Here is a 21,179-nt window from a genome sequence, read left to right as displayed (position 1 = left end):
ATCTACAAATCATATCATTCCCTAGGCAAGTAAATTATGAATATTTTTAATCAGTTTTTAGAAAAATTACATCAGATTATAACCATGAAGTATGGCTCAGGAATTGATATGCAATCAATTTCAATGGAGTATCCAAGGGATAAAACGCATGGGGATTTATCAACTAATGCTGCAATGATTTTAACTAAACAGCTCAAAAAAGCACCTAAAGATATTGCTTTAGAAATAGTAGACGAACTAAAGAAGCACCCTGATATTGTTAAATGTGAGATTGCCGGAGCCGGTTTTATCAATATCTTTTTAGAAAGCGGGTTTTGGACTAATTTAGTCGGGAGTGTGCTTGAATTGGGCGAGGAATACGGCAGGCTTAATATCGGAGGGGGGAAAAAGATAGGCCTTGAGTTTGTATCAGCTAACCCGACGGGGCCTATGCATATCGGTCATTCCAGGAGTGCTATATATGGTGACGCGTTAGCTAGCCTTCTTGAATTTACCGGATTTAATGTTACTAAGGAGTATTATATAAACGATTACGGAGGGCAGATTGAGATACTGGGTGAATCAGTATTTATAAGATATAAAGAAGCTTTAGGGGAAAATGTTACTATGCCGGAAGGATATTACCCGGGGGAGTATCTGGTCGAAGTCGGCAAAAAGCTAAAAGATGAATTCGGTGATAAACTACTTTTTGCTGATGAAGTGGAGAGAAAGGATGTCATCAAACAATTTGCGTTAAAAGCTATGATGGGGTTGATTAAGGATGATCTCAAATTGCTTGGTGTTGAGCATGATATCTTTACCTCTGAGCGCTTTGATATCATTGAGAAAAATAAAAATGAAGAGGCTTTTGAATTATTGAAAAGCAAGGGATTAATTTACCGCGGAATATTAGAAGCGCCTAAAGGTAAAACTCCCGATGACTGGGAGCCGCGCGAGCAGGAATTGTTTAAATCAACCGAGTTCGGGGATGATATTGATAGAGCGCTTAAGAAATCAAACGGCAGCTTTACCTATTTTGCAACTGACATTGCCTATCACCTGGATAAAATACAGAGAGGTTTTGATGAGCTGATATTGCTGCTTGGAGCAGACCATGCCGGATACGTTAAACGTATTAAAGCGGTGGTCAATGCTTTGAGTGATGGCAAAATCAACCTGGATGTAAAAATTAACCAACTGGTAAACCTGCTTAAAAACGGTGAGCCGTTTAAGATGTCAAAGCGTGCGGGCAAGTTTATTACCGTTAAGGATATGGTTGAAGAAGTGGGCAAAGATATTTTACGATTCGTCATGCTTAGCCGTAAAGCGGATACCGTGCTTGATTTGGATTTTGCTAAAGCTAAAGAACAGAGTAAGGAAAACCCTGTGTTTTATGTGCAATATGCTCATACCCGTGCCTGCTCCGTGCTTAGAAAAGCAGCAGAGGCTAATATAAAAGTTGAGCAAGTAAATTATTCTCATCTAAAAGATAAGGGGGAAATAAACTTGATTAAGCAAATTATGCTGTTCCCTAAAATTATTGAAGCTTCAGCTTTAGCTCATGAGCCGCATAGAATCACTTTTTATTTATCTGAGCTTGCGAATGAGTTCCATTCGCTCTGGTCAAGAGGAGTTGAGGATGATAAGCTTAGAGTTATTATTGCTGATAATGTGGAGCTTACTAAAGCAAGACTTGCGCTTATTATAGCGGCCAAAAATACCTTAGCAACCGGTCTTGGTATCTTAAAAATTTCAGCACTGGAACAAATGTAGAGTGTTCTATATGGTTTTTTGTAAAAAAGGTTTGATTTATTAGTAAATAAAGTTATATATATGTATATCTTTTATGGCGGGCGTAGCTCAGTTGGTTAGAGCGCAAGGTTGTGGTTCTTGAGGCCGCGGATTCGATCTCCGTCGCTCGCCCCATTTTTTCTTTTATCTGTAATTTTTGATCTTTATTGAATAATCTTGTTATTCTTGATGTTTTTTATTAAAAATAATTATTCTTAATATCTTATTAATATAATGTAATAAAAATTAGTATAATTTAGTTTTTTCTTCTAAATGATAATATTTTTGTAACAATAATAGATTATAATATCCCGATCATAAGTTAATGAATAATTTTAATGTTTTCCAATAATTTAAAAGTGGATAAATTCCTTTTTATGATTATCTGTTAATTAAAAGGTTATTCATTTGATTAAATGTTTTAATCCTAAGTGAGAAGAATTTTATGCGAAATTTTGTTAGAAATTATAATCCGGTTACTCTAACTGCCGATGTGATTAGAGGCGGGTTTAGCTTCGTTAAAGGTACAACCTATTTAATAGGCAAAGATCTTGTAATATTACCGTCTTTAACGATAGCCTCATCAACTATAGCATTCTTAGGAACTGCTTTACATAATGATAGTATATTAAATTATGGCATTGATTTAAGAGAAAAAGCACAAGATATTTTTTACAGCTCTAAAAATGACCTTTTTGATGCTTTCGGTAAAAATGGGCTTGGAAATATCGCTAAAGGCATAAGTGGTCTAACTGTTCATGCGGCAATTACCAATGCTATCTCATTATATTATTTTAATTTTGCGTATTATGATCTAAAGTATCAATCAAGAGTAGTTTATAACCATGCATTATCCCAAGCAAGCTCTATTTATAGCTATGCGGCAGAGAAAGCTGTTATTGCTTATAATTATGTTTATACACAAACAACTTCAATTTTAAATGCTGCTTCTGTAGAAATTTCTACTGCTCTTCAACCATACTATAATACTGTTTTATCTTATACTCAGCCGATTATAAATATGGCTAATGATTCGGTAAATAGTATAGCAAAATATGCGGTTGATGCTTTCTATGATCCAAAGCAAGCTTTAACAGCTGTGCAAAATTACGTATCTTCTAATTTTAGTTTTAATTATGCAACTGCCGGTGGACTTCTTATTTCCGGTGCCCAATTATATGGTGCATATAGTACTTTTAAAAATTTTAATGAGTTAGCAAAATTAGGTGTTAATTATAGATTCAGCAAATATGTAGTAACATTAGCCGAGCTGGGCGCTGCATCCGTTACTGCTTTACAATCAACCGGCCTTTATACGTTTACTCCTGAAGTTGTATTATGTTGTATGGCAGCTCAGGCGGGTGGTTATTATATGGTTAATTCTCTGGTTAATATGAAAAAAGAAGTGCTTTCTGAACTGCTAAAAGCAGAAAGATTAGCTGAAAGACTTGAAAATACAGGTGCATACGCAGCTAAGCAGACGGAGCAGGTACATGCTGTGCAAGCTAAAGTTCAAGAACTCAATCAGAAAACAACGGCACTTAAAAAAGAGTCAGAAAGATTAGCTGAAAGACTTGAAAATACCGGGGCATTTGCAGCTAAGCAGGGTGAGTTATTACATGTTGAACAGGGCAGAGTTCAAGAGCGTAATCAGAAAATAGCGACGCTTAGAAATGAATCGGAAAGATTAAGCAAAAGACTTGAAAATACCGGGGCATATGCAGCTGATAAAGCAGAACAGCTATATGCCGAGCAAGGTAAAACATATGAAGCCAGGAATGCTTTAAATAAAACCGAAGCTGAGTTAGCTTTAACTAAAAAGTATTATTTAGAAGCTTATGGTGAAAGAAGTGAAGTTTTTGCTCAGGGTGTATTAAATGGTATGATAATTGCGGGCTCTGTGCAGGAAGGGATAAATACTCAAGCTCAATTAAATGAAGTTAGTAATCAGTTAGCACGTACTCAAGAACGCTTACAAGAAGTGCAACAACAGGTAGAGCATCTTCGTAGATTTAATAAGAGGCCATCTGGAGGGTACGGTGCGAAATTAATTGAGGATGCTCGTAGAGCGGTCGGTAATGCCATAGATAATGGCATATAATATTTTAGCAGCTATACAGACAACAAAAAAAGCACGTGGAAAGTATCCCGCGTCTTTTTTGCTGTCTTGGTTTTAAATATAAATCTTTTATGGTTTAGTATTTTAATTGTTAATATAAGTGAAATAATTTACGTAATATTTATTAAATATTTTTATTTTAAAGCGCAAGTGTAATATTTATGTAGTATAAAAAGGTTATGATTGTTTTTTATTAATAATAGTAAATACATTATAGCTTTATGAGGGAAATATGAGAGAAAGTAATAAAAGAAAGATTTTATCGCCAAACTTAAATGGCATTACTGTAAAAAAACAAAGAACCGAGCCCAAAATTGATAAAACTCCAGTATATGGTGCAGGGGTGTTTTGGCATGAAGGTGAGCCAAAAGCTGAGCATAATGAAAGTTCTGAATTTCTTGATTCATCGGATTTTATTTGGTATGAGAATAATAGAGCCCGAGAAGATACAATAAATGATAGCTTAGAAGAAGAAATAAACACTAACGCACAGCAATTAGCTGAAACAATTGGAGAACCTATGTTTTTATCTAATGCTTTTAAATCCGTCGCAAATTTAATCGAAAGGATTGATTCTTATCCCAAAGTTAAGGATTTATATCAACAATTTAAGGCTAGCGAGAAGTATAGAACTGCTACTTCAATAGTTAATGATTGTAAAAATGAATTTTTTATAAATTGCTTTGCCACTTCTTTACTAAGCTTTAGTTTACTTGTAAATTTTTCAGCAATTAGGCACTCAGCTACCATGCTTATGTATAGAAGTTTTGATACCTATATAGTTCCGCCTTTCAATCTAGCTTCCAGCTTTTTAAGTAGTAGCTACCTTGCAGCAAAACCCATACTTGGCGATAATGTATTGGACTTGGTATATAATACTAAAGATATTGTTTTAGAAGCAATTCAAAATGCTCCAAGCCGTTGTGATATTGTTAGTACCGGCTTAGGTTTAGCATTAGCTGCATTTCAAGGTAAGTCAGCTTATAGAACTTGGGAAAAATTTGGAGAATTGGAAAAATTAGAGAATACTACATATAAATCAAAATATTTGGTTGTCGGATTAGAAGCTGTATGTACAGCTTCTACATTACTTCATTCAACCGCTCTGATTACTGTGCCGCCGGTTTATTTAGCTAGCTCAGCCGTGCTGTATTGTATTTCTCATTATGTTATTCAACCTATGTTTGATAAATATGCTTCTCAATACAGTTATATAGAGCAACTTAAGAAAGAGAATAGAAGATTAGCTAAAGGTAAGGATAAAGATAAAGATAAAGATAAAGATAAAGATAAAGATAAAGATAAAGATAAATTAATAAGTGATGAGGATGAGCAACTACAAATAGATGAGGAATTGGAATATACATTTAAATCTTCTCCGACCAGTTATGCATATTCAAGCTCATCTTCTTCGAGCAGTACTTCTTACATGAATCAGGAGCAGCAGAGAAAATTGGAAGAAATACTTGAGAGGGGGATATAGCTAAAGCCCCTGGTAGTAATTATCAAAGGGGCTTTATAATATAATAAAATTAAGCGGATACCGCTTTAGCAATAAGCTCATTTATTTTTTTAGTGAAAGCGTATGGGTCATCCATAGCTTCACCGGCGATTAAGCATGCTTGGTTAAATATAATTTCTACTAAATCAGCTGCTTTATTTCCTTCACTGCCAAGTAGCTTTTTAATATTAATTAAAATCGGGTGGTTCGGGTTAATTTCTAAAATCTTAGCAGTTTTTTTAGAAAGTTGTTTTTGATCAATTAGATATTTTTCCATCCTTATATTCATTGCTCCTTCCGGGATAGCTAGGCATGACGGGCTATCAACCAATTTTTTAGAAATTTTTACCTCTTTAACCCTATCGGTTAGAACGCTTTTAATATAAGTAACCAGTTCTTCATCGTTAGCTTGGGCGGAGCTATCCTCAGCATCAGGTGTTTTTTCTTCTTGAGATGCTTCGATCTTCTTAATGCTGTCTAAATCAATTCCTGCCGTATTAATTGAGCGTAATTCTTTGTTTTTATATTGATTAATTACATTTACCCAGAAGTCATCAACGTAATCAGGTAATAAAATTACTTCAATATCACGCTTGGCAAAGCCTTCCAGTTGAGGATTTTTTCTCAAATCTTCCAGGCTAATTCCGGTTAAGAAATAAATGTGTTCCTGTCCGTCAAGCATATTGTTTATATATTCATCAAGGCTAATTAAGTTTTCACCTGATCTAGTAGTATAAAAGCGGCATGCTTCAAGTAACTGTTCTTTTTCCTCGAGAGCCCCTTCACATAAGCCTTCTTTCATAACTTCGCCAAAGTTAAGCCAAAACTTCTTATATTCTTCCTTCTCTTGCTCAGCTTTAGTCTTAAGCGTAGATAATACACGTTTTACAATAGATTTTCTTATCTTTGTTATAATTTGATTATGTTGAAAAGTTTCTCGGCTAATGTTTAACGGTAAGTCTTCCGAGTCAATCACTCCCCTCAAGAACCTTAAATATGAAGGAATAAGATTTGGTTCATCTTCAGTGATAAATACTCTCTTTACATACAATTTTACTCTTCCCTTACGGTCAGGGTGGAATAAATCAAAAGGTTTTTGGCTCGGAATATAAAGTAGGTTGGTATACTCAACCGCACCTTCCGCTTTATTATGTAAAGTTACCCAAGGAGTATCAGGAGCATGTGCTACATGATGGTAGAACTCTTTATACTGCTCCTCACTGATTTCTCCCTTGCTTCTAGTCCAAAGTGCGGAAGCTGAGTTGACGAGTTCCGAATTAGCATTCTCATCGACCAGATATATAGGGAAAGAAATGTGATCCGAATAAGTTTTTATAATATATTGTAGTTTATATTTTTCTAAATATTCAATGTCGGAATCTTGAATAGTAAGCCTGATTTCAGTGCCTCTGGATTTAGGTTCTACAGAAGGTGAGATGGAATATTCCCCACTTCCTTCCGATTCCCAAACATAAGTTTGATCCTCTCCCGCTTTAGTAGAATAAACTTTAACTTTTTTTGCAACCATAAAAGCGGAATAAAACCCAACCCCGAATTGCCCGATAAGCTGTAAACCTTCTTTAGAGTTTTTATCCTGTAGATTAGAAAGGAATTTTTGTGTGCCGGAGCTTGCAATAGTTCCCAGGTTTTGAATAAGATCATTCTTATCCATTCCGATACCATTATCTCGAATTACAAGTTCACCACTTTGCTTCTCAATAATTATTTCAATTTTTAGCTCATCTTCAGTAGCAAAGGCAGGATTATTTATTGACTCGTACCTAAGTTTATCGCATGCATCTGAAGCATTGGAAATCAATTCTCTTAAAAATATATCTTTATTGGTATAAAGAGAGTGAATCATAAGTTGTAAAACTTTGCCGACCTCGGCATCAAATTTTCTAATTTCTTGAGACATAGCCATATCAATTAAAATTTATTTTCAAGAAATGATATAATAATTAATTATTAATTCTCAAGCCCTTTTATGAAAAATAATTATAAAAAATGTATTTGCGCAATTATTAAAAATTTGCGACAATTAAATTAGGTATTTGATCAAATATTTAATGTTTTGTAACTAAATAACAAAAACAGGGGGAATTATGACTAAGGGAGTTGTAAAAGAGGTTTTAGATGTATTAAACAGTTTAGGGAAATTAGCCGAAGGTGCAGCTAAAATGGATCCGAACGAAGTGATGAATTCTACTAAAACACTTGTGGTGGAGTTGGGTGATCTAATTAGCCAAAGCGGAGATATCAGAAAAGACTTAAAGGGTAATATCAGTAGTATAATTGATGAATTTAAAGATAATAAAACCCCGGTTGATATAATTAGCGATCTGGTAAAACTAGAGCAAAATTTTGAGCAAATATCCGGATCGTTTATAGTTCTTAAGGATGCATTGGTTGCTACAATTACTAAATTGAAAGAGGCTTTTGTTGAGATTAAGGACTACTTAAGCCATGTGGGTCATAGTGGAAAAGAACTGGTAAGTACATTCATAGCTGAAGATAAAGAGTTTTGTGCATTTGTAAAAAAAGCAATAAACGAAGCTAAGAATGAAACAAGTGAACACCATGGCGTCAAATCATTCGTTAAACAAGTCGCTGTAAAAACTAAAGAAATGGTTGAGAATAAATTTGAAGCTGTCGGAAAGTTTGTACATGATGTTGTTGCAATGGAAGATACCAAAAAGCTGGTTGATTTTGCCGAAGGTCTCTTAAGTTCCGCTCAAAACAGCTCGGATTCTTATATGGCTATAGAGCCGGCTTATAATGTATCTTCAGTACATAGCGATCTATAATCACTAAAACATTATTATAAAGAAACGGTCTAACAATATCAAATGTTAGATCGTTTTTTTATTGAAATTTAAAGAAAATCCTTCTAAATAGCCGATATATCTTGTTTTAATTTCCTCAAATTGAGAAGAAAATTTATAGCCGATTAAGTTAAGTATGGTTCCGTGACCGATAATTAACACGTGAGAAAGTTCAGATGAAGGGTTATATTGCTTAATAGCGCTTGATATATCAGTATAAGCTTTATTAGTATACCTTTCCCAGGAATTGTTTTTATCTTTGCTTAAGATTTCATTGGGGGTGGCATAGGGACGCAGCATAATACTTTTACTGACTTCGCTAATATCTTTATCATCCTCGGGCAAGTATAAAGTAGGAATCTCAATATAAGGGACTTTAGTGCTTACTCTATAAAGAATAATCTCAGCTGTTTCTCGGGTTCTTACCGCCGAAGAATGAATTACTAAGTCATACTTAACATCATTCGATATCTTTTTATATGTTAATGCTTGTTCAATGCCTTTTGAGGTCAAAATCCTGTTTTTGTCGTCACCGGCGGGGCTTGAATGTGCGTGTCTTAAAAAGGTTAATCTCATAATTTGATTTGCTGGGGGGTTACTAAATTTAATAATTACTTTTAATCTTGCTATCAATTAATTCTATAGTTTCCTTTATGCCGTATAAAGCAATAAATGAACCGAACCTCGGACCTTGCGCAGAACCGAGTAGAACTTCATATAACGCTTGAAACCATAGTTTTAACTCTAAATTAAATTCTTTACCTACCGTAAAAGTTAGAGTTTGAAGCTCATCGATTGAAGGAGAATCTAATCCGGATAAATATTCTTTAAATTTAATGAGAGCTGACCTCTCAATCTCGGTAGGTGCTCTAAATTTTTTATTGGGTCTTATAAAGTCATGGTAGTAGTTAATTGCGCACTTTATCATTTTATCAACGAAGCTATTTTCTTTTTCTTCTATGCTTGCATCATATCTTTTTATATATTTCCAAATTACTTTCGGATCTTCAAGATGGCTTGCACTTACTAAATTCAGTAATAAAGAGTATGTAATTGTAGTCTCCGATTTAGGCGGGTTACCCTTATGGATATGATATACGGGGTTAGCCAATCTTTTCTTTTCATCTTGTTCAGTATGATAACTGTTTAAGTAATTTAAATAGTCGTCAACATTTTTAGGTATTACATCAAAATACAATTTTTTAGCTTTTTGCGGAGATTGGTACATAAATAAAGACAAACTTTCCGGCGGTGCATACCTTAGCCATTCATCAAGAGTAATTCCATTGCCTTTGGATTTGGATATTTTTTGACCGTTTTCATCTAAAAATAATTCATAATACATCTGATGCGGTGCCTTACCGCCGATTGCCTTACAGATCCTGGTATAAATAGGGCCATTGACTAAGTGATCCTTACCGTACATCTCAAAATCTACATCAAAAGCAGCCCATCTCATTCCAAAATCAGGCTTCCATTGTAATTTACAATTACCATTGGTTATTTTGACCGTGACTATTTCTCCACTCTCATCCTTATATCTGATTAATCCGTTTTCTACATCTTTATCAATTATTGAAACCTGGAGAACTTTTCCACTCTTAGGGCAGATGGGTAAAAATGGGCTATAAGTTGCCCGACGTTCTTCACCCAATGTAGGTAACATTATATCCATTATTTCATCATAGTGCTTTAAAACCTTTAGTAAGCTTTCATTAAACACGCCGCTTTTATAACATTCGGTTGAGCTAAAAAACTCATATTCAAAATTAAAAGCATCAAGAAATGCCCTTAACCTTGCGTTCATGTGATGTCCGAAGCTTTCACATGTATTAAAAGGATCGGGAATTTTAGTTAAAGGTAAATCCAAGTATTTTTTATATTCTTCTTTATTCGGTATTGTATCGGGAATTTTCCTCATCCCGTCCATATCATCCGAAATGCAAAATAGCCTGGTCGGTATATCGGAAATAAGCTCAAAGGCTTTCCTTACCATAGTAGTTCTAACTACTTCACCGAATGTTCCGATATGAGGAAGGCCGGAAGGTCCATAGCCAGTTTCAAATAGAACATATCCTTTCTTCGGGAGTTGATTGTTTATTTTTTTTAAAATTGCTTCAGCTTCTTTAAAAGGCCAAGCATTACTTTCTAAAGCTTTGGTAATAATATCAGACATGTATTTCTATTATATTATTTTATAGATAATTTTTTAATGGAATATATTTAAAACATTATAATAAGACAAGGCAAATTATGGATTGCAAAATATTAATTGCAATTATAAGATCTTTCAACATAATACACTCTGTTAAAAATTTATTTAATTGGTAATGAAAAAAAGAAAAGTTGTAAGCTCCGCTTTGGTAGGAAATATTGTAGAATATTATGATTTTGGTATCTACGCAGTTTTTGTACCAAAGATAGCAGCATTGTTTTTTCCTGCCGCTGATAAGTCTATACAGATACTTTTGACTTTAAGCGTATTCGCCGTCGGGTTTTTAATGCGACCGATCGGTGGAATGATATTTGGCCATATCGGTGATATTTTCGGAAGAAAGCTTGCGCTTACCATATCAATTATTTTGATGGCGGCTTGTACCATGGCGATAGGATTATTGCCCGGCTATGAAACAATAGGTATATTAGCACCTATATTGTTAGTATTCATAAGGCTTGTGCAAGGCATATGCGTCGGTGGTGAAAGTGCAGGTTCGGCGATATTTATCTTAGAACATCTGGAAGGGTATAAACCCGGGTTTGTAGGTAGTATAGTTATGGCTTCCAATATGATGGGGACTCTGCTTGCTAATTTTGTAGGGATATTAATTGTCAGCTTTTTCGGGGATAGTGATTTTGCTTGGCGCTACGGTTTTTTATTCGGTGGGTTAATGGGATTAACCGGTCTTTATATGCGTTATAACGTGACTGAGACTCCAGTGTTTCAAGCCAGGAAAGATGAAAATTTAACCGTAAAATCTCCGCTACTTGAGGCGATTAATAAAAGCTGGAGAAGATTGCTGGTCGTTTGCTTCCTCGGCGGGGTGACCGCAGCTCTGGCTTATATGATCAGAGGGTACTTTAACGTGTTCTTTGAGACTGATCTTAAGTACGATAAGCTAATGACCGGGTATTTTACTTCCTTTGCATTATTTATTATGATTGTTATGATGCCGTTTTTCGGTATCTTAGCTGATAAGGTGGGGTATAGGAAGTTCCTTTATATAACCTGCTATGTGATTATTGTAGCTGTTGTTCCGATATTTATGATGATTACCGATCCAAGTCATAATATTCTAAAAGTATTTTTTGCAATTTTCTTATTCGCTATGCTGGCCAGTGCAATTTGCGCACCGGCTTATCCTTATGCAATCAGTGCATTTGCACCTGAACTCAGATATTCGGGAGTAGCGGTAAGTTGGAATATAGGAATTGCTTTGTTCGGAGGAACTACGCCTGCAATTTCAAAATTTCTCGTAACTAAATATGGGGTTAATGCACCGGCATTATATATTGTTGTAATGTGCACATGCTTTATAGCAATCAGCTTTTTAACCAGAAGAGATAAGCATTAATGAAATTATCAGTTATTGTTCCAGTAATGAATGAAAAGGATAATATTAAGCCTTTAGTAATTAGTATTAATAAGGCGCTTACCGATATTGAGCATGAAATTATATTTGTAGATGACGGTTCCACTGATACCACGGTGGAAGAAATTTTGAAACTTAAAGATAAAAATATAAGATTATTAGTTTTTACAAGAAATTTCGGTCAGACTTCAGCGCTTGCCGCAGGAATTGAGATAGCTGACGGAGAATATATTGCAACCATTGATGGTGATTTGCAAAATGATCCGGAAGATATCCCAATTCTACTGAAAAAACTTGAAGCAGAGAATCTTGATGTGGTAGCCGGAATTAGAGCTAATAGAAATGACGGGTTTATCTTAAGGAAAATACCAAGTAAAGTTGCAAATTTCTTAATTAGAAAACTATCACAAGTAGAGATAACCGATACCGGATGCACTTTAAAGGTTTTTAAAAGCTATTTAGCTAAAAAGCTTGATTTACATGGAGAGCTTCATCGGTTTATACCGATTCTCGCCAGTCTTCACGGAGCAAAAATTGCCGAGGTTCCTACTCGTCATTATGCACGCCAGTTCGGTGCATCAAAATATGGCATCGGCCGAACTTTAAAAGTGCTAAGCGACTTAATTTTAATGCTATTTTTTCAAAAATATAAGCAAAAACCAATGCATTTATTTGGTACTTTAGGAGTATTATTGTTTGGTATCGGAAGTTTAATCAGCACCTATATGCTATGGCTGAAAATTTGCGGAGAGAGCATAGGGCATAGGCCGCTATTCTTTATAGGGGTGCTTTGCATTATTGCTGCATTCCAGTTTATTACTACCGGGTTTATCGCAGAATTAATGATGAGAACCTATTACGGTTCCCAAAAAATGAAGCCCTATAGTATTAGCTCCGAATATAAAGACGGTGAAAAAGTCAGATAGTTAAAAATTAAAGTTAATTTAATTGTCTTTGCAATAGTTGTATTTTTTATAAACCTATCCTACCTTATGAAATGAAAAATTTATGTTTATATAATTTTTTATTTGATGAAAAGTAATATAATGAGAGCAAATGAGTATTGCAGTATAATTTCGGGTAAAGTTGTTAATTTAAAAGCAGGTAAACTACTTACTCTTAAGGGAGAGAAAGTAAAAGTTAGTGAAAAGTGCTCTTTGGAAGCATTAGAAATTGAAATAATTAGTTTTGAGATGCATTTAGGAAAAGAAGCTCATTTTATTGCTGAGCAGTTTTACTGTAAAAGCAGTAAAATAATAGCACAAGATATATATTTACCTGCCCAAGATCACTCAGATAATACAAATTGCGAGTTTATAGGGAAAGTACATTATAATTTTCAAAATGATGAACTATAAAATCATAAAATTAAATATAGTAAATTAAGTTGAATATCTAATACATTTATTCAAATGCAATAAGTTAAGTTTAATATGACTATATAACCTACAACTTAAAAATCAGATAATAAAAATAGTAAGAAGCACGCGCCTAGCCGCCATTTATGGCGCGTGCTCGAATAAATGACTATATCATTTATTCGTAAACTCGGTTTAATTTTTTATAGTTCAACTATGCTCCATGTACGTAGGATATTCAACTTAATACGCTATATTTTATAAAGTAGGTTTAATTATTTTTAAATTTACTTTGTATTCTTTAATTTTATTTATAAATGTTCTAATTGCGCTAGGAAAAGAATCCATAAACACATATCTTGCCACCTCAGTAGAGGAGGGGCGCTCTGTCCCCTGATACGCATTTATCCTAATTTTAATTTATAATGAAATTGCTATATATAAAGCGGTTGTAAAAAAAATAATGGTTTAAATTTATACTAACTGCAATTTATTTTTAAGCTTATCAATTCTATTATACGACTCTTTGATTCTTTCTTGAGAAATTTTACCTTCATTTATAGCTTGCTTAATAATATCTATAAACTTTGCAGGCATGTCATAATCCTGCTCACAGTTTGCAACTCCCCCGCAGGCCGCTTTATTATTAGAAATAACCAATAGGTCATTCCCTGCATCAATAGATCGTATTATTGCTTCTTCAATTCCATAGCTGCCTACTATTGCTCCCATATGTAAATCATCGGTTACAATCACTCCATCATAATCCTTATCTCTTAGCAATGTTTTTAAAGCAGTAGGAGATAAAGTGATCGGATGAAGCGGATCCAGCTTCGTATTAACCACATGTGCTGTCATTATCATATCTGCCTTATCTGATGCAATAAGGTCGTAAAAAGGTTTTAACTCTCTCTCTTGTGCGGTCTCGGTTACATCCACCATACCTTTATGAGTATCGCCGCTTGCGAGCCCATGACCCGGGAAGTGTTTAAGGGCTGTAAATGTATTAAACTTATGATGAGAGTCAATAAAAGCATTTGCATAATCAACTATTTTCTCAATATCTCCACCGAAACTTCTGCCTAATCCCCCTATTACACTGCAAGGCTTCTCTTCATCATTAATATCAACCACGGGGGCGAAGTTTAAGTTTATACCGTTTTTGTTTAATTCCTTGGCAAGATTATCATATATATCGGATGCTCCGTCTATATCATAATTATTTGCGACATCATAAGCTGAAGGAAATCCTGTGAATCCTTTATCCTTAATAAGACGCTGAACTTTCCCGCCTTCCTGATCGGCAGCTATGAAAGCATAAGGATTCGCCTCGTGTAGGGATTTTGTTAATTCTCCCAGCTGCTCGGGATTTTCGATATTGTAACGAAAGAGGATTGTACCGCCCAGCATTCCGTTTTTTAAATAAGAAATGGTTTTTTGAACATTAGGGTCTGTACTTGACACACCTTCAAAGCCCATTATTAACATGGAACCGATTTGTTTTTCAAGCGAAATGACAGCCTCTCCTACTTTCAAATCATCATGATTTAACGGATGATCTTCTAAAGGGTAAGTAGTATTATTTGTACTAAATATAAACTCATGCTCCATTTATTGTTCCATATTTTTGATTAATAATGAAACTAAGTATAAAGGATAGTTAAAAAAGTTAAATTAATAAAATATTAAGTTTAGATTAATTAATCACTCTTTATATTATAAATAATTAAAGTATTGAAGCATACTGATTGCCTTGAATATTACCGAATGTGTTTTTTTCAATTTTGCCCGTTAAAGTTGAGGTATCTTCTTTGTTAGCTTCAGGAGATTTTAATGATTTCTCATTATCTGCAAAGTAACTTAAAGCAAATTCTTTAACTATGTGAATTCCCTCTAATATCATATTAAATGCTTCTTTTACACCATAAAATGCATAGGAGATAACACTATAAGCCATAACAGCTAAAGAGCATGTTGCATTGAATACAAATTTACAAGCTTCCCAACTTTGAGAAGGCCATCTGTATAAAGCATAAGCACCGCCGGCCAAAGCTATCGCAGGTAAGGAATAGATGCTATCATAAAATTCCCTTAGTCCTACATGTAAGGCGGAATTACCCATAGCTCCAAGGGTAGAAATTCCTTCGGCTAAATAATGATGAACTTTACTACGGGAAGACCCGGCTGCATATGCTATACCTTTTACCCCTCCGTCAAGCACTGCATGCATAATATTAGCCGAGGCACCGCTGATCAATTCAAATAAAGTTTTAGGTTCGAAATCATTATCTAAACCTTTTTTAAATTCATGCTCAACAATTCTGAAAGTGGTATCTAAATCTACCCCTTCAATTGTTAGGCTGTGGCAAAATTCTATAAAATCATCAAAAGAAATATTTTGGTTTGAATGATTATTTTCAATTTCTATTTGTTTAGGTCTTTCAGGCGAATGTAACAACTGTTCAAATTTTTCCAAGTTATATCTGGTTTCTAAATCGACTGACAAAGCACCGAGCTTAACCAGGCTATGAAATTTGTAGAATAACTCTCTTTTTTCTCCCGAAGCAAAAATCTCTTTCACTAATTTTGTGTGATTAAAAGGAGTAAATATTGCATTTAGCTTCTCTAAAGAAGTACTGTTTATTTTATAACCATAGCTAGTTTTTGCATAAGCCTGCTTAATTTCTTCGCTCAAATTTTCTAAAGCTTTACGAGTCCAAGGAGCCATCCAATGATTGCCTAAATCTTGTTTTAAACGATAATAACGGTTAAACAAAGTTTCAGCCATTATAAGCTGTGATTCTTTACTTAATCTTAATTCCGAGGGATTGCCTGAAATTGTCGGAATACTTTCAGTTGTAAAGAAAGCGTTATTAATATTCCTATATCCTACATGATTTGCCATATAATTTTTTAAGTCATCTCCGGCTATAACTTTGCCGTACCAATTAATATGGAATGCACCGATCATCGGCTTTTTATCCATATTAATTAGAGTATCATTAGCATATTCCGTATCTAAGATAGTTCTGGATAATACATAGAGAGGGTTTTTTGCATCAAGATAAGCTTTATAGGCGATAACTAAATCTAATGCATAATCTACTAATCTGATAACCGGATAAAATACGGTTCTACCGATTATACCTAACCCGATATAATTAATTATTGCATTCTTTGCAGTAGTAAGAGCTATTGAAATACCCAGGGTTATAAAAAACTTAGCCTTAAAGCTAAGTTCAAATTCACCGAAACTCGGGTCGGCACCGGCAGCAATTAATTTTTCAATAGCACCGTGATCCCCTCTTAGCTCAGTGATACCTTGCTCATTTTTTATAACCGAATGCTCCAGTAAAATTTGCATGGCGGTTTTACTGTCTACTTTATTTTTAGCATTTAAATCTAGTCTTTTATCTTTAAGTAAAGCGGTAATAATAGCATTTTTAGCAATCTTTAAATCTTTTATTGTTTCGGATTGCTCTTCACTCGATTTATTCAGTTCATTAATTTGCTCATTTGTATAAAGAGCAGTATACATTAAAGCATTATATCCGTCTTTATCAGTGAGGGTCGGATCGGCACCCATAGCAATAAGCTTTCTTGCAAGAATTGAATCACCCTTTTTACAAGCTTCCATAAGCGGAGTAAGGCCTGAAGGTAGTCTTCTGTCTATATGCGCAATTTCATTAGTACCAAAGCCGAACAGTTCGTGCTCAACCATGATATCTAAGAGATCAAACCTACCTTTTTCAAAAGTTTGGTAAAATAGATCCATATGACCTTCCAAAACTCCTTTGGAGAGCTTTTTATTATCTAAACAAAGTTTTATAAAACTAAGGTCATTATTTCTAAACGCCAAGCTCAAGCATTCGGCCAGCTCCGCTTTGGCAGGGAAATATTCCTGGGTTATTTTATCGTCTGAAAATTTGGTTATAAACCCTAATTTTTCTTTGTGTCTTGCTATTTCCTTATCAACCTGCTCAGGAGGCAGAACTAAAGTCTTAGGAGCTGAGATAATTTCGCCATCACGAGTAAGGTCATGCAGTTGAATAACCACTAACTTGCCTGCTCTTACTTTCTTAATTATCTTATCATTAGTTAGGTCTAAGTATTCGCCGGCTAATAAATTTGATATTCTGGCATGATTAATCGCTTCTCTCAGTAAATTTATATCAAGTTCTACTTCATTAGGGTTAAGCAGTTTTTTGATACTCTCCTGCATCACTTCAACTATATAAGGCCTGGCAAGGTATGCTACCATCTGGCTTAACTGCAGCAGACTTACCTGCTCGGGGGAAGCATCTTGCACCAGTTCAAGCTCGTGGTTGATTATAGCTTTATATGCATGTAGTAATTTTCCTCTAACGGAAGAATTTTGGCTTACGCCTTCTTTCATGAGGTCATTAATTTCTTCTTGAAATATACCTAAACTTACCTGGAGCGTTAATAGCCTATTCATAATAAAAGGGGTTAAAAAGGAGTTGCTTAATTCGGTTAACTCTTCAGCTTCAGCCGGGTCTTCAGTAAGATTGTTAAGCATGTGAAGTAAAGATTCATCAAATTCTTTAGCTTCCATAGAAGTTGTTTGGATCTCGTTCGTGCTTATATTTGTATTTTTTGAGTTCATAGCTAAAAAACATTATTAATATCCTCTTATAAATTTATTATAACATGCTTGTATTAAAAAAATAATACATAATTAGATTTTCTTGTATTTTTAATAATAAACTATTAATAAGTTGATTTATGCAGCACTATTTCCTATATAATGCTGGTCTCTTGTAAAATAGGAAAATGAGGGTTAATGATGGAAAAACCGATTATTATTTGTGCAGGAAGTAAATATGTCGATATTGACGTATTAGCTTGTGCCGTTGCTTACAAAGAACTTTTGGAGTTAAGGGGAAAGAAAGCAAAGACAGTCTTCACGGGCGAATTTAATAAAACGGTGCCTATAAGTGTTTTGGCATGGAACATGGATATATCGCATGATGTGCCTGAAAACCCTCATGATTATAATTATGTGTTGGTGGATATCTCCAATCCGAACTATTTTGAAAAATTTGTGGTAAGAGAGCAGGTGATTGAGGTATTTGATCACCATCATGGCTTTGAGAAATATTGGATAAAACTAATAGGCAGCAGAGCTAAAATCGAAACCGTCGGTTCGTGTGCCACGCTTATTTGGGAAGAATATAAAAAGCATAACAAAGAAAACATGATTTCACCGACCGGCGCAAATTTAATCTATACTGCTATCATCTCAAACACCCTCAATTTTCGGGCAAGCATTACCTCGATTCGCGATATTAGAGCTGCGGAGGAAATAAAGCAGTATATAACCCTGCCTGATATTTGGATTCAGCAATATTATAAGGAAACCGAGCAGGAGATTTTATCGGAACCGAAAATAGCTATAGCTAATGATACTAAAAGCTTAGTAATTAATAATGATGATTATTTAATTGCTCAATTGGAATTATGGAATGCGGTTACATTCATTAACCGACATGATATATTAGAGATAGCTTTGCAAGGATTAAATATCAATGAGCTTGCGCATAATGAACTAAATTGGTTTTTAACTATAGCCAGCATAGAAGAAAACAAGAATTATATAATTACTAGCAGCGAATTTATTAAACAAAAGCTGAAAATATATCTAGGGGCAGTGTTTACAGGGTATATTGGTGAAACAAAGCAGTTATTTCTTAGAAAAGAAATACTTAAAAAGCTTGATGAAGACAAGATATATTAACTAGTTATTATAAGATTTCCACAAAGAATTAGGAATTTTTTCAACAAAATCTTTATGGAGTTTTTCTTCCTGAGTAGTTATTTGGAACCTACGATAAGGGAAGGTACTTTCCGCTTTAATTGTTTTCATTATATTATCAACATCTTCTGCAAAACTTAAGGTTGATTGGGAACCTTCAAGAAGTGCAATATAAACCTGAGCAAGTAATTCGGAGTCAATTAAAGCGCCATGTTTCTCACGGTTTTCCAAGCTGATGTTAAATCTTTGACATAAAGCATCAAGGCTTGCCGGCGATTTAGGGAACTTGCGCCTAGCTAGAGTTAAAGTATCTATAACATTATCAAAATTTAAAAGTTTAAGTGAAATTAAATTCAGTTCATAGTTAATAAAGCCGATATCAAAGCCGGCATTATGGATGATTAAATTGCCACCTTCCAAGAAATTCAGAAAGTCGTTAACAATATCTTTAAAGAGAGGTTTATCCAACAAAAACTTTGATGAAATACCGTGGATTGCATATGAATCCGAAGGTACGTCACGAAGCGGGTTGATATAAGTGTGATAGGTTCTACCGGTTATTTCGCGATTAATCAGTTCCACGCAACCGATTTCAATAATTCGATGCCCTTCATAAGGGTTAAGGCCTGTGGTTTCCGTATCTAATACTATTTCTCTTATATCTGCCATATACTAAAATTTTAATTTGTTTAAACGTATGTGCCATACTGACACCTGTATCAATAATAAAATCAGAATTCTTGATTCTATAATTGTCCGTAGTTTGCCGCTCCACAATAGCATTAAATTTATCAATAGTCATATTTTTTCTCTGCAAAACCCGATTTAGTTGGGTCTCTTTATTAACAATTGCACTTATTGTAATATCAAAACCATACGGGTGAGCAGTTTCAAATAAGAGAGGTACTTCTACTACTATTGATGTTTTACTATGCTTTTTTATTTGTTTGACGAACTTGTATAAATCTTCTCTGACGATAGGATGTACAATAGATTCTAATTTTATTAAATCTTCTTTATTGCTAAAAACTTTTTTAGCCAAGAGTTGCTTGTCAATCATATCAGGTGTTGTGCATTCAGGGAAAGCAGTAGCGACCGCCTGATAGGCACTGCCGCCTTTTTTATACATATCGGCAATTATCTGATCAAAGGAATAAGTGATAAATCCTAAGTGCCGGAAGCATCTTAAAATAAAAGATTTTCCGGCACCAATTCCACCCGTAATTGCAATAATTTGACCATATCTATTTAGTTGTTTTTTCATCTTTAGTATAAACTTCATTAATTAAATAAATGGGGCGGTTTTTAGTTTCTTTATAAACTCGGGCTATATATTCTCCGATTACACCGAGGCTTATCAATTGCACTCCTCCCATAAAAAGTATTGCTACCATTATTGAAGCATACCCCGGAAGCTCAATACCGTAAAATATAGTTCTAAGTACAAGAAATAATGCATAACTCAAAGAGAAAAGTGAGGTCATTACCCCAATATAAAGCCAAATTTTAAGCGGCAGGGTAGAAAATGAAAAGATACCATCGAGAGCGAAGCTAAAGAGTTTTCTATAGTCCCAAGAAGTCTGCCCATGCTTTCTTTTCGGCCGATCAAAAGTAATGGTGGCGGTTTTAAACCCCACCCAAGAAAATATACCTTTCATAAAACGATTTTTTTCTCGTAATAATCTTATCTTCTCGACTACTTTTTTATCCATTAACCTAAAATCGCCCGTGTTCTCCGGTAGCGGAGTTTTAGATAATTTTAAAAATAGTTTATAGAACATTTTAGCGGTAAACTTTTTAATAAAGCTCTCACCTTCACGGTTATTGCGCTTAGCTAAAACGACATCATAACCTTGCTGCCATAAACTTATCATTGAGGGGATGAGTTCAGGGGGGTCCTGAAAATCCGCATCCATCGGAATAATGATATCCCCGCTTGCATAATCTAAGCCGCAGGTTAAAGCCGCTTCCTTGCCGAAATTTCTGGTTAAATCTATTATCTTTATATGATCATAATTTAAATATATCTCATTTAATGCTTCTATAGTATCGTCTCGGCTTCCGTCATTAATAAATATGATTTCATAAGGCTTTTTTAAGCGACCGATTGTTTGCATAATACTCATATAAGCCTCTTTAACACCTTGAGACTCGTTGTAGCATGGTATTACTATGGATATTTTATATATTTCTTGCCGCATGTATTCTTTCCTAAATATTTTTTATAGTAATATAACAAA

General features: G+C 34.5%; 16 protein-coding genes and 1 tRNA gene. 9 read left to right on the top strand and 8 right to left on the bottom strand.

What is annotated here, in order from left to right; translation table 11 throughout:
- Positions 1-36 precede the first annotated feature (36 nt).
- The 4 genes from argS (at position 37) to I862_RS05710 (ending at position 5,372) form a co-directional block, all read left to right on the top strand.
- Positions 37-1,752: an arginine--tRNA ligase gene (gene argS / locus I862_RS05725; RefSeq protein ID WP_038539940.1), complete on the top strand. Its 1,716-nt coding sequence runs from the start codon at positions 37-39 to the stop codon at positions 1,750-1,752.
- A 76-nt stretch (positions 1,753-1,828) separates the two neighbouring features.
- Positions 1,829-1,905, top strand: a tRNA-His gene (locus I862_RS05720).
- Between the two features lie 310 nt (positions 1,906-2,215).
- Positions 2,216-3,871: a hypothetical protein gene (locus tag I862_RS05715; protein ID WP_038539938.1), complete on the top strand. Its 1,656-nt coding sequence runs from the start codon at positions 2,216-2,218 to the stop codon at positions 3,869-3,871.
- 250 nt (positions 3,872-4,121) lie between these two features.
- Positions 4,122-5,372 (top strand): hypothetical protein, encoded by a 1,251-nt coding sequence (locus I862_RS05710; RefSeq protein ID WP_038539935.1) that lies wholly within the window; start codon positions 4,122-4,124, stop codon positions 5,370-5,372.
- Positions 5,373-5,421: 49 nt separating this feature from the next.
- On the opposite strand, the gene htpG is transcribed toward I862_RS05710, so the two are convergent.
- On the bottom strand, positions 5,422-7,308 hold the full coding sequence (htpG, locus tag I862_RS05705; protein WP_038539931.1) for a molecular chaperone HtpG: 1,887 nt from the start codon (positions 7,306-7,308) through the stop codon (positions 5,422-5,424).
- A gap of 187 nt (positions 7,309-7,495) precedes the next feature.
- Between htpG and I862_RS05700 the strand changes: the two genes are divergently transcribed.
- Positions 7,496-8,197: a hypothetical protein gene (locus I862_RS05700; RefSeq protein WP_038539928.1), complete on the top strand. Its 702-nt coding sequence runs from the start codon at positions 7,496-7,498 to the stop codon at positions 8,195-8,197.
- A 45-nt stretch (positions 8,198-8,242) separates the two neighbouring features.
- On the opposite strand, the gene I862_RS05695 is transcribed toward I862_RS05700, so the two are convergent.
- A complete protein-coding gene (locus I862_RS05695) occupies positions 8,243-8,791 on the bottom strand; it encodes a histidine phosphatase family protein (RefSeq protein ID WP_148299500.1) in 549 nt (182 codons plus the stop codon).
- Positions 8,792-8,819: 28 nt separating this feature from the next.
- Entirely contained in the window at positions 8,820-10,391 is a 1,572-nt protein-coding gene (locus I862_RS05690; RefSeq protein WP_038539922.1) for a lysine--tRNA ligase, read from the bottom strand.
- Positions 10,392-10,545: 154 nt separating this feature from the next.
- On the opposite strand from I862_RS05690, the gene I862_RS05685 reads away from it, so the two are divergent.
- From I862_RS05685 to I862_RS05675, 3 genes are all read left to right on the top strand, one after another.
- Positions 10,546-11,787: an MFS transporter gene (locus tag I862_RS05685; protein WP_038539919.1), complete on the top strand. Its 1,242-nt coding sequence runs from the start codon at positions 10,546-10,548 to the stop codon at positions 11,785-11,787.
- Entirely contained in the window at positions 11,787-12,731 is a 945-nt protein-coding gene (locus I862_RS05680; RefSeq protein ID WP_038539916.1) for a glycosyltransferase family 2 protein, read from the top strand. Before I862_RS05685 ends, I862_RS05680 begins: the two co-directional genes overlap by 1 nt.
- Before the next feature lie 120 nt (positions 12,732-12,851).
- Positions 12,852-13,163 (top strand): hypothetical protein, encoded by a 312-nt coding sequence (locus I862_RS05675; protein ID WP_038539913.1) that lies wholly within the window; start codon positions 12,852-12,854, stop codon positions 13,161-13,163.
- Positions 13,164-13,637: 474 nt separating this feature from the next.
- On the opposite strand, the gene I862_RS05670 is transcribed toward I862_RS05675, so the two are convergent.
- Complete coding sequence (locus tag I862_RS05670; RefSeq protein ID WP_052646497.1) at positions 13,638-14,774, bottom strand: glycoside hydrolase family 3 N-terminal domain-containing protein; 1,137 nt, start codon at positions 14,772-14,774, stop codon at positions 13,638-13,640.
- A 115-nt stretch (positions 14,775-14,889) separates the two neighbouring features.
- Complete coding sequence (locus tag I862_RS05665) at positions 14,890-17,790, bottom strand: ankyrin repeat domain-containing protein (protein ID WP_038539911.1); 2,901 nt, start codon at positions 17,788-17,790, stop codon at positions 14,890-14,892.
- 180 nt (positions 17,791-17,970) lie between these two features.
- Here I862_RS05665 and I862_RS05660 point away from each other — a divergent pair, with 180 nt between their 5' ends.
- On the top strand, positions 17,971-18,921 hold the full coding sequence (locus tag I862_RS05660; RefSeq protein ID WP_158499286.1) for a DHH family phosphoesterase: 951 nt from the start codon (positions 17,971-17,973) through the stop codon (positions 18,919-18,921).
- Here the strand turns inward: I862_RS05660 and dnaQ are convergent, their stop codons facing one another.
- The 3 genes from dnaQ to I862_RS05645 are packed head-to-tail and all read right to left on the bottom strand — an operon-like array spanning position 18,922 to position 21,140.
- Positions 18,922-19,608 carry a DNA polymerase III subunit epsilon gene (gene dnaQ, locus I862_RS05655; RefSeq protein WP_038539904.1) on the bottom strand — a complete coding sequence of 229 codons (687 nt, stop codon included), beginning with the start codon at positions 19,606-19,608 and terminating at the stop codon, positions 18,922-18,924.
- Positions 19,559-20,203 (bottom strand): dephospho-CoA kinase, encoded by a 645-nt coding sequence (gene coaE / locus I862_RS05650; protein ID WP_158499285.1) that lies wholly within the window; start codon positions 20,201-20,203, stop codon positions 19,559-19,561. Before coaE ends, dnaQ begins: the two co-directional genes overlap by 50 nt.
- Positions 20,184-21,140 carry a glycosyltransferase family 2 protein gene (locus I862_RS05645; protein WP_038539899.1) on the bottom strand — a complete coding sequence of 319 codons (957 nt, stop codon included), beginning with the start codon at positions 21,138-21,140 and terminating at the stop codon, positions 20,184-20,186. The genes coaE and I862_RS05645 overlap by 20 nt, the downstream gene beginning before the upstream one ends.
- Positions 21,141-21,179 lie beyond the last annotated feature (39 nt).

It is taken from the genome of endosymbiont of Acanthamoeba sp. UWC8 (assembly GCF_000730245.1).
Lineage (GTDB): Bacteria > Pseudomonadota > Alphaproteobacteria > Rickettsiales > Midichloriaceae > Jidaibacter.
The sequence above is the reverse complement of the archived record's forward strand: the minus strand, read 5'-3'. Positions and strand labels throughout refer to the sequence as shown.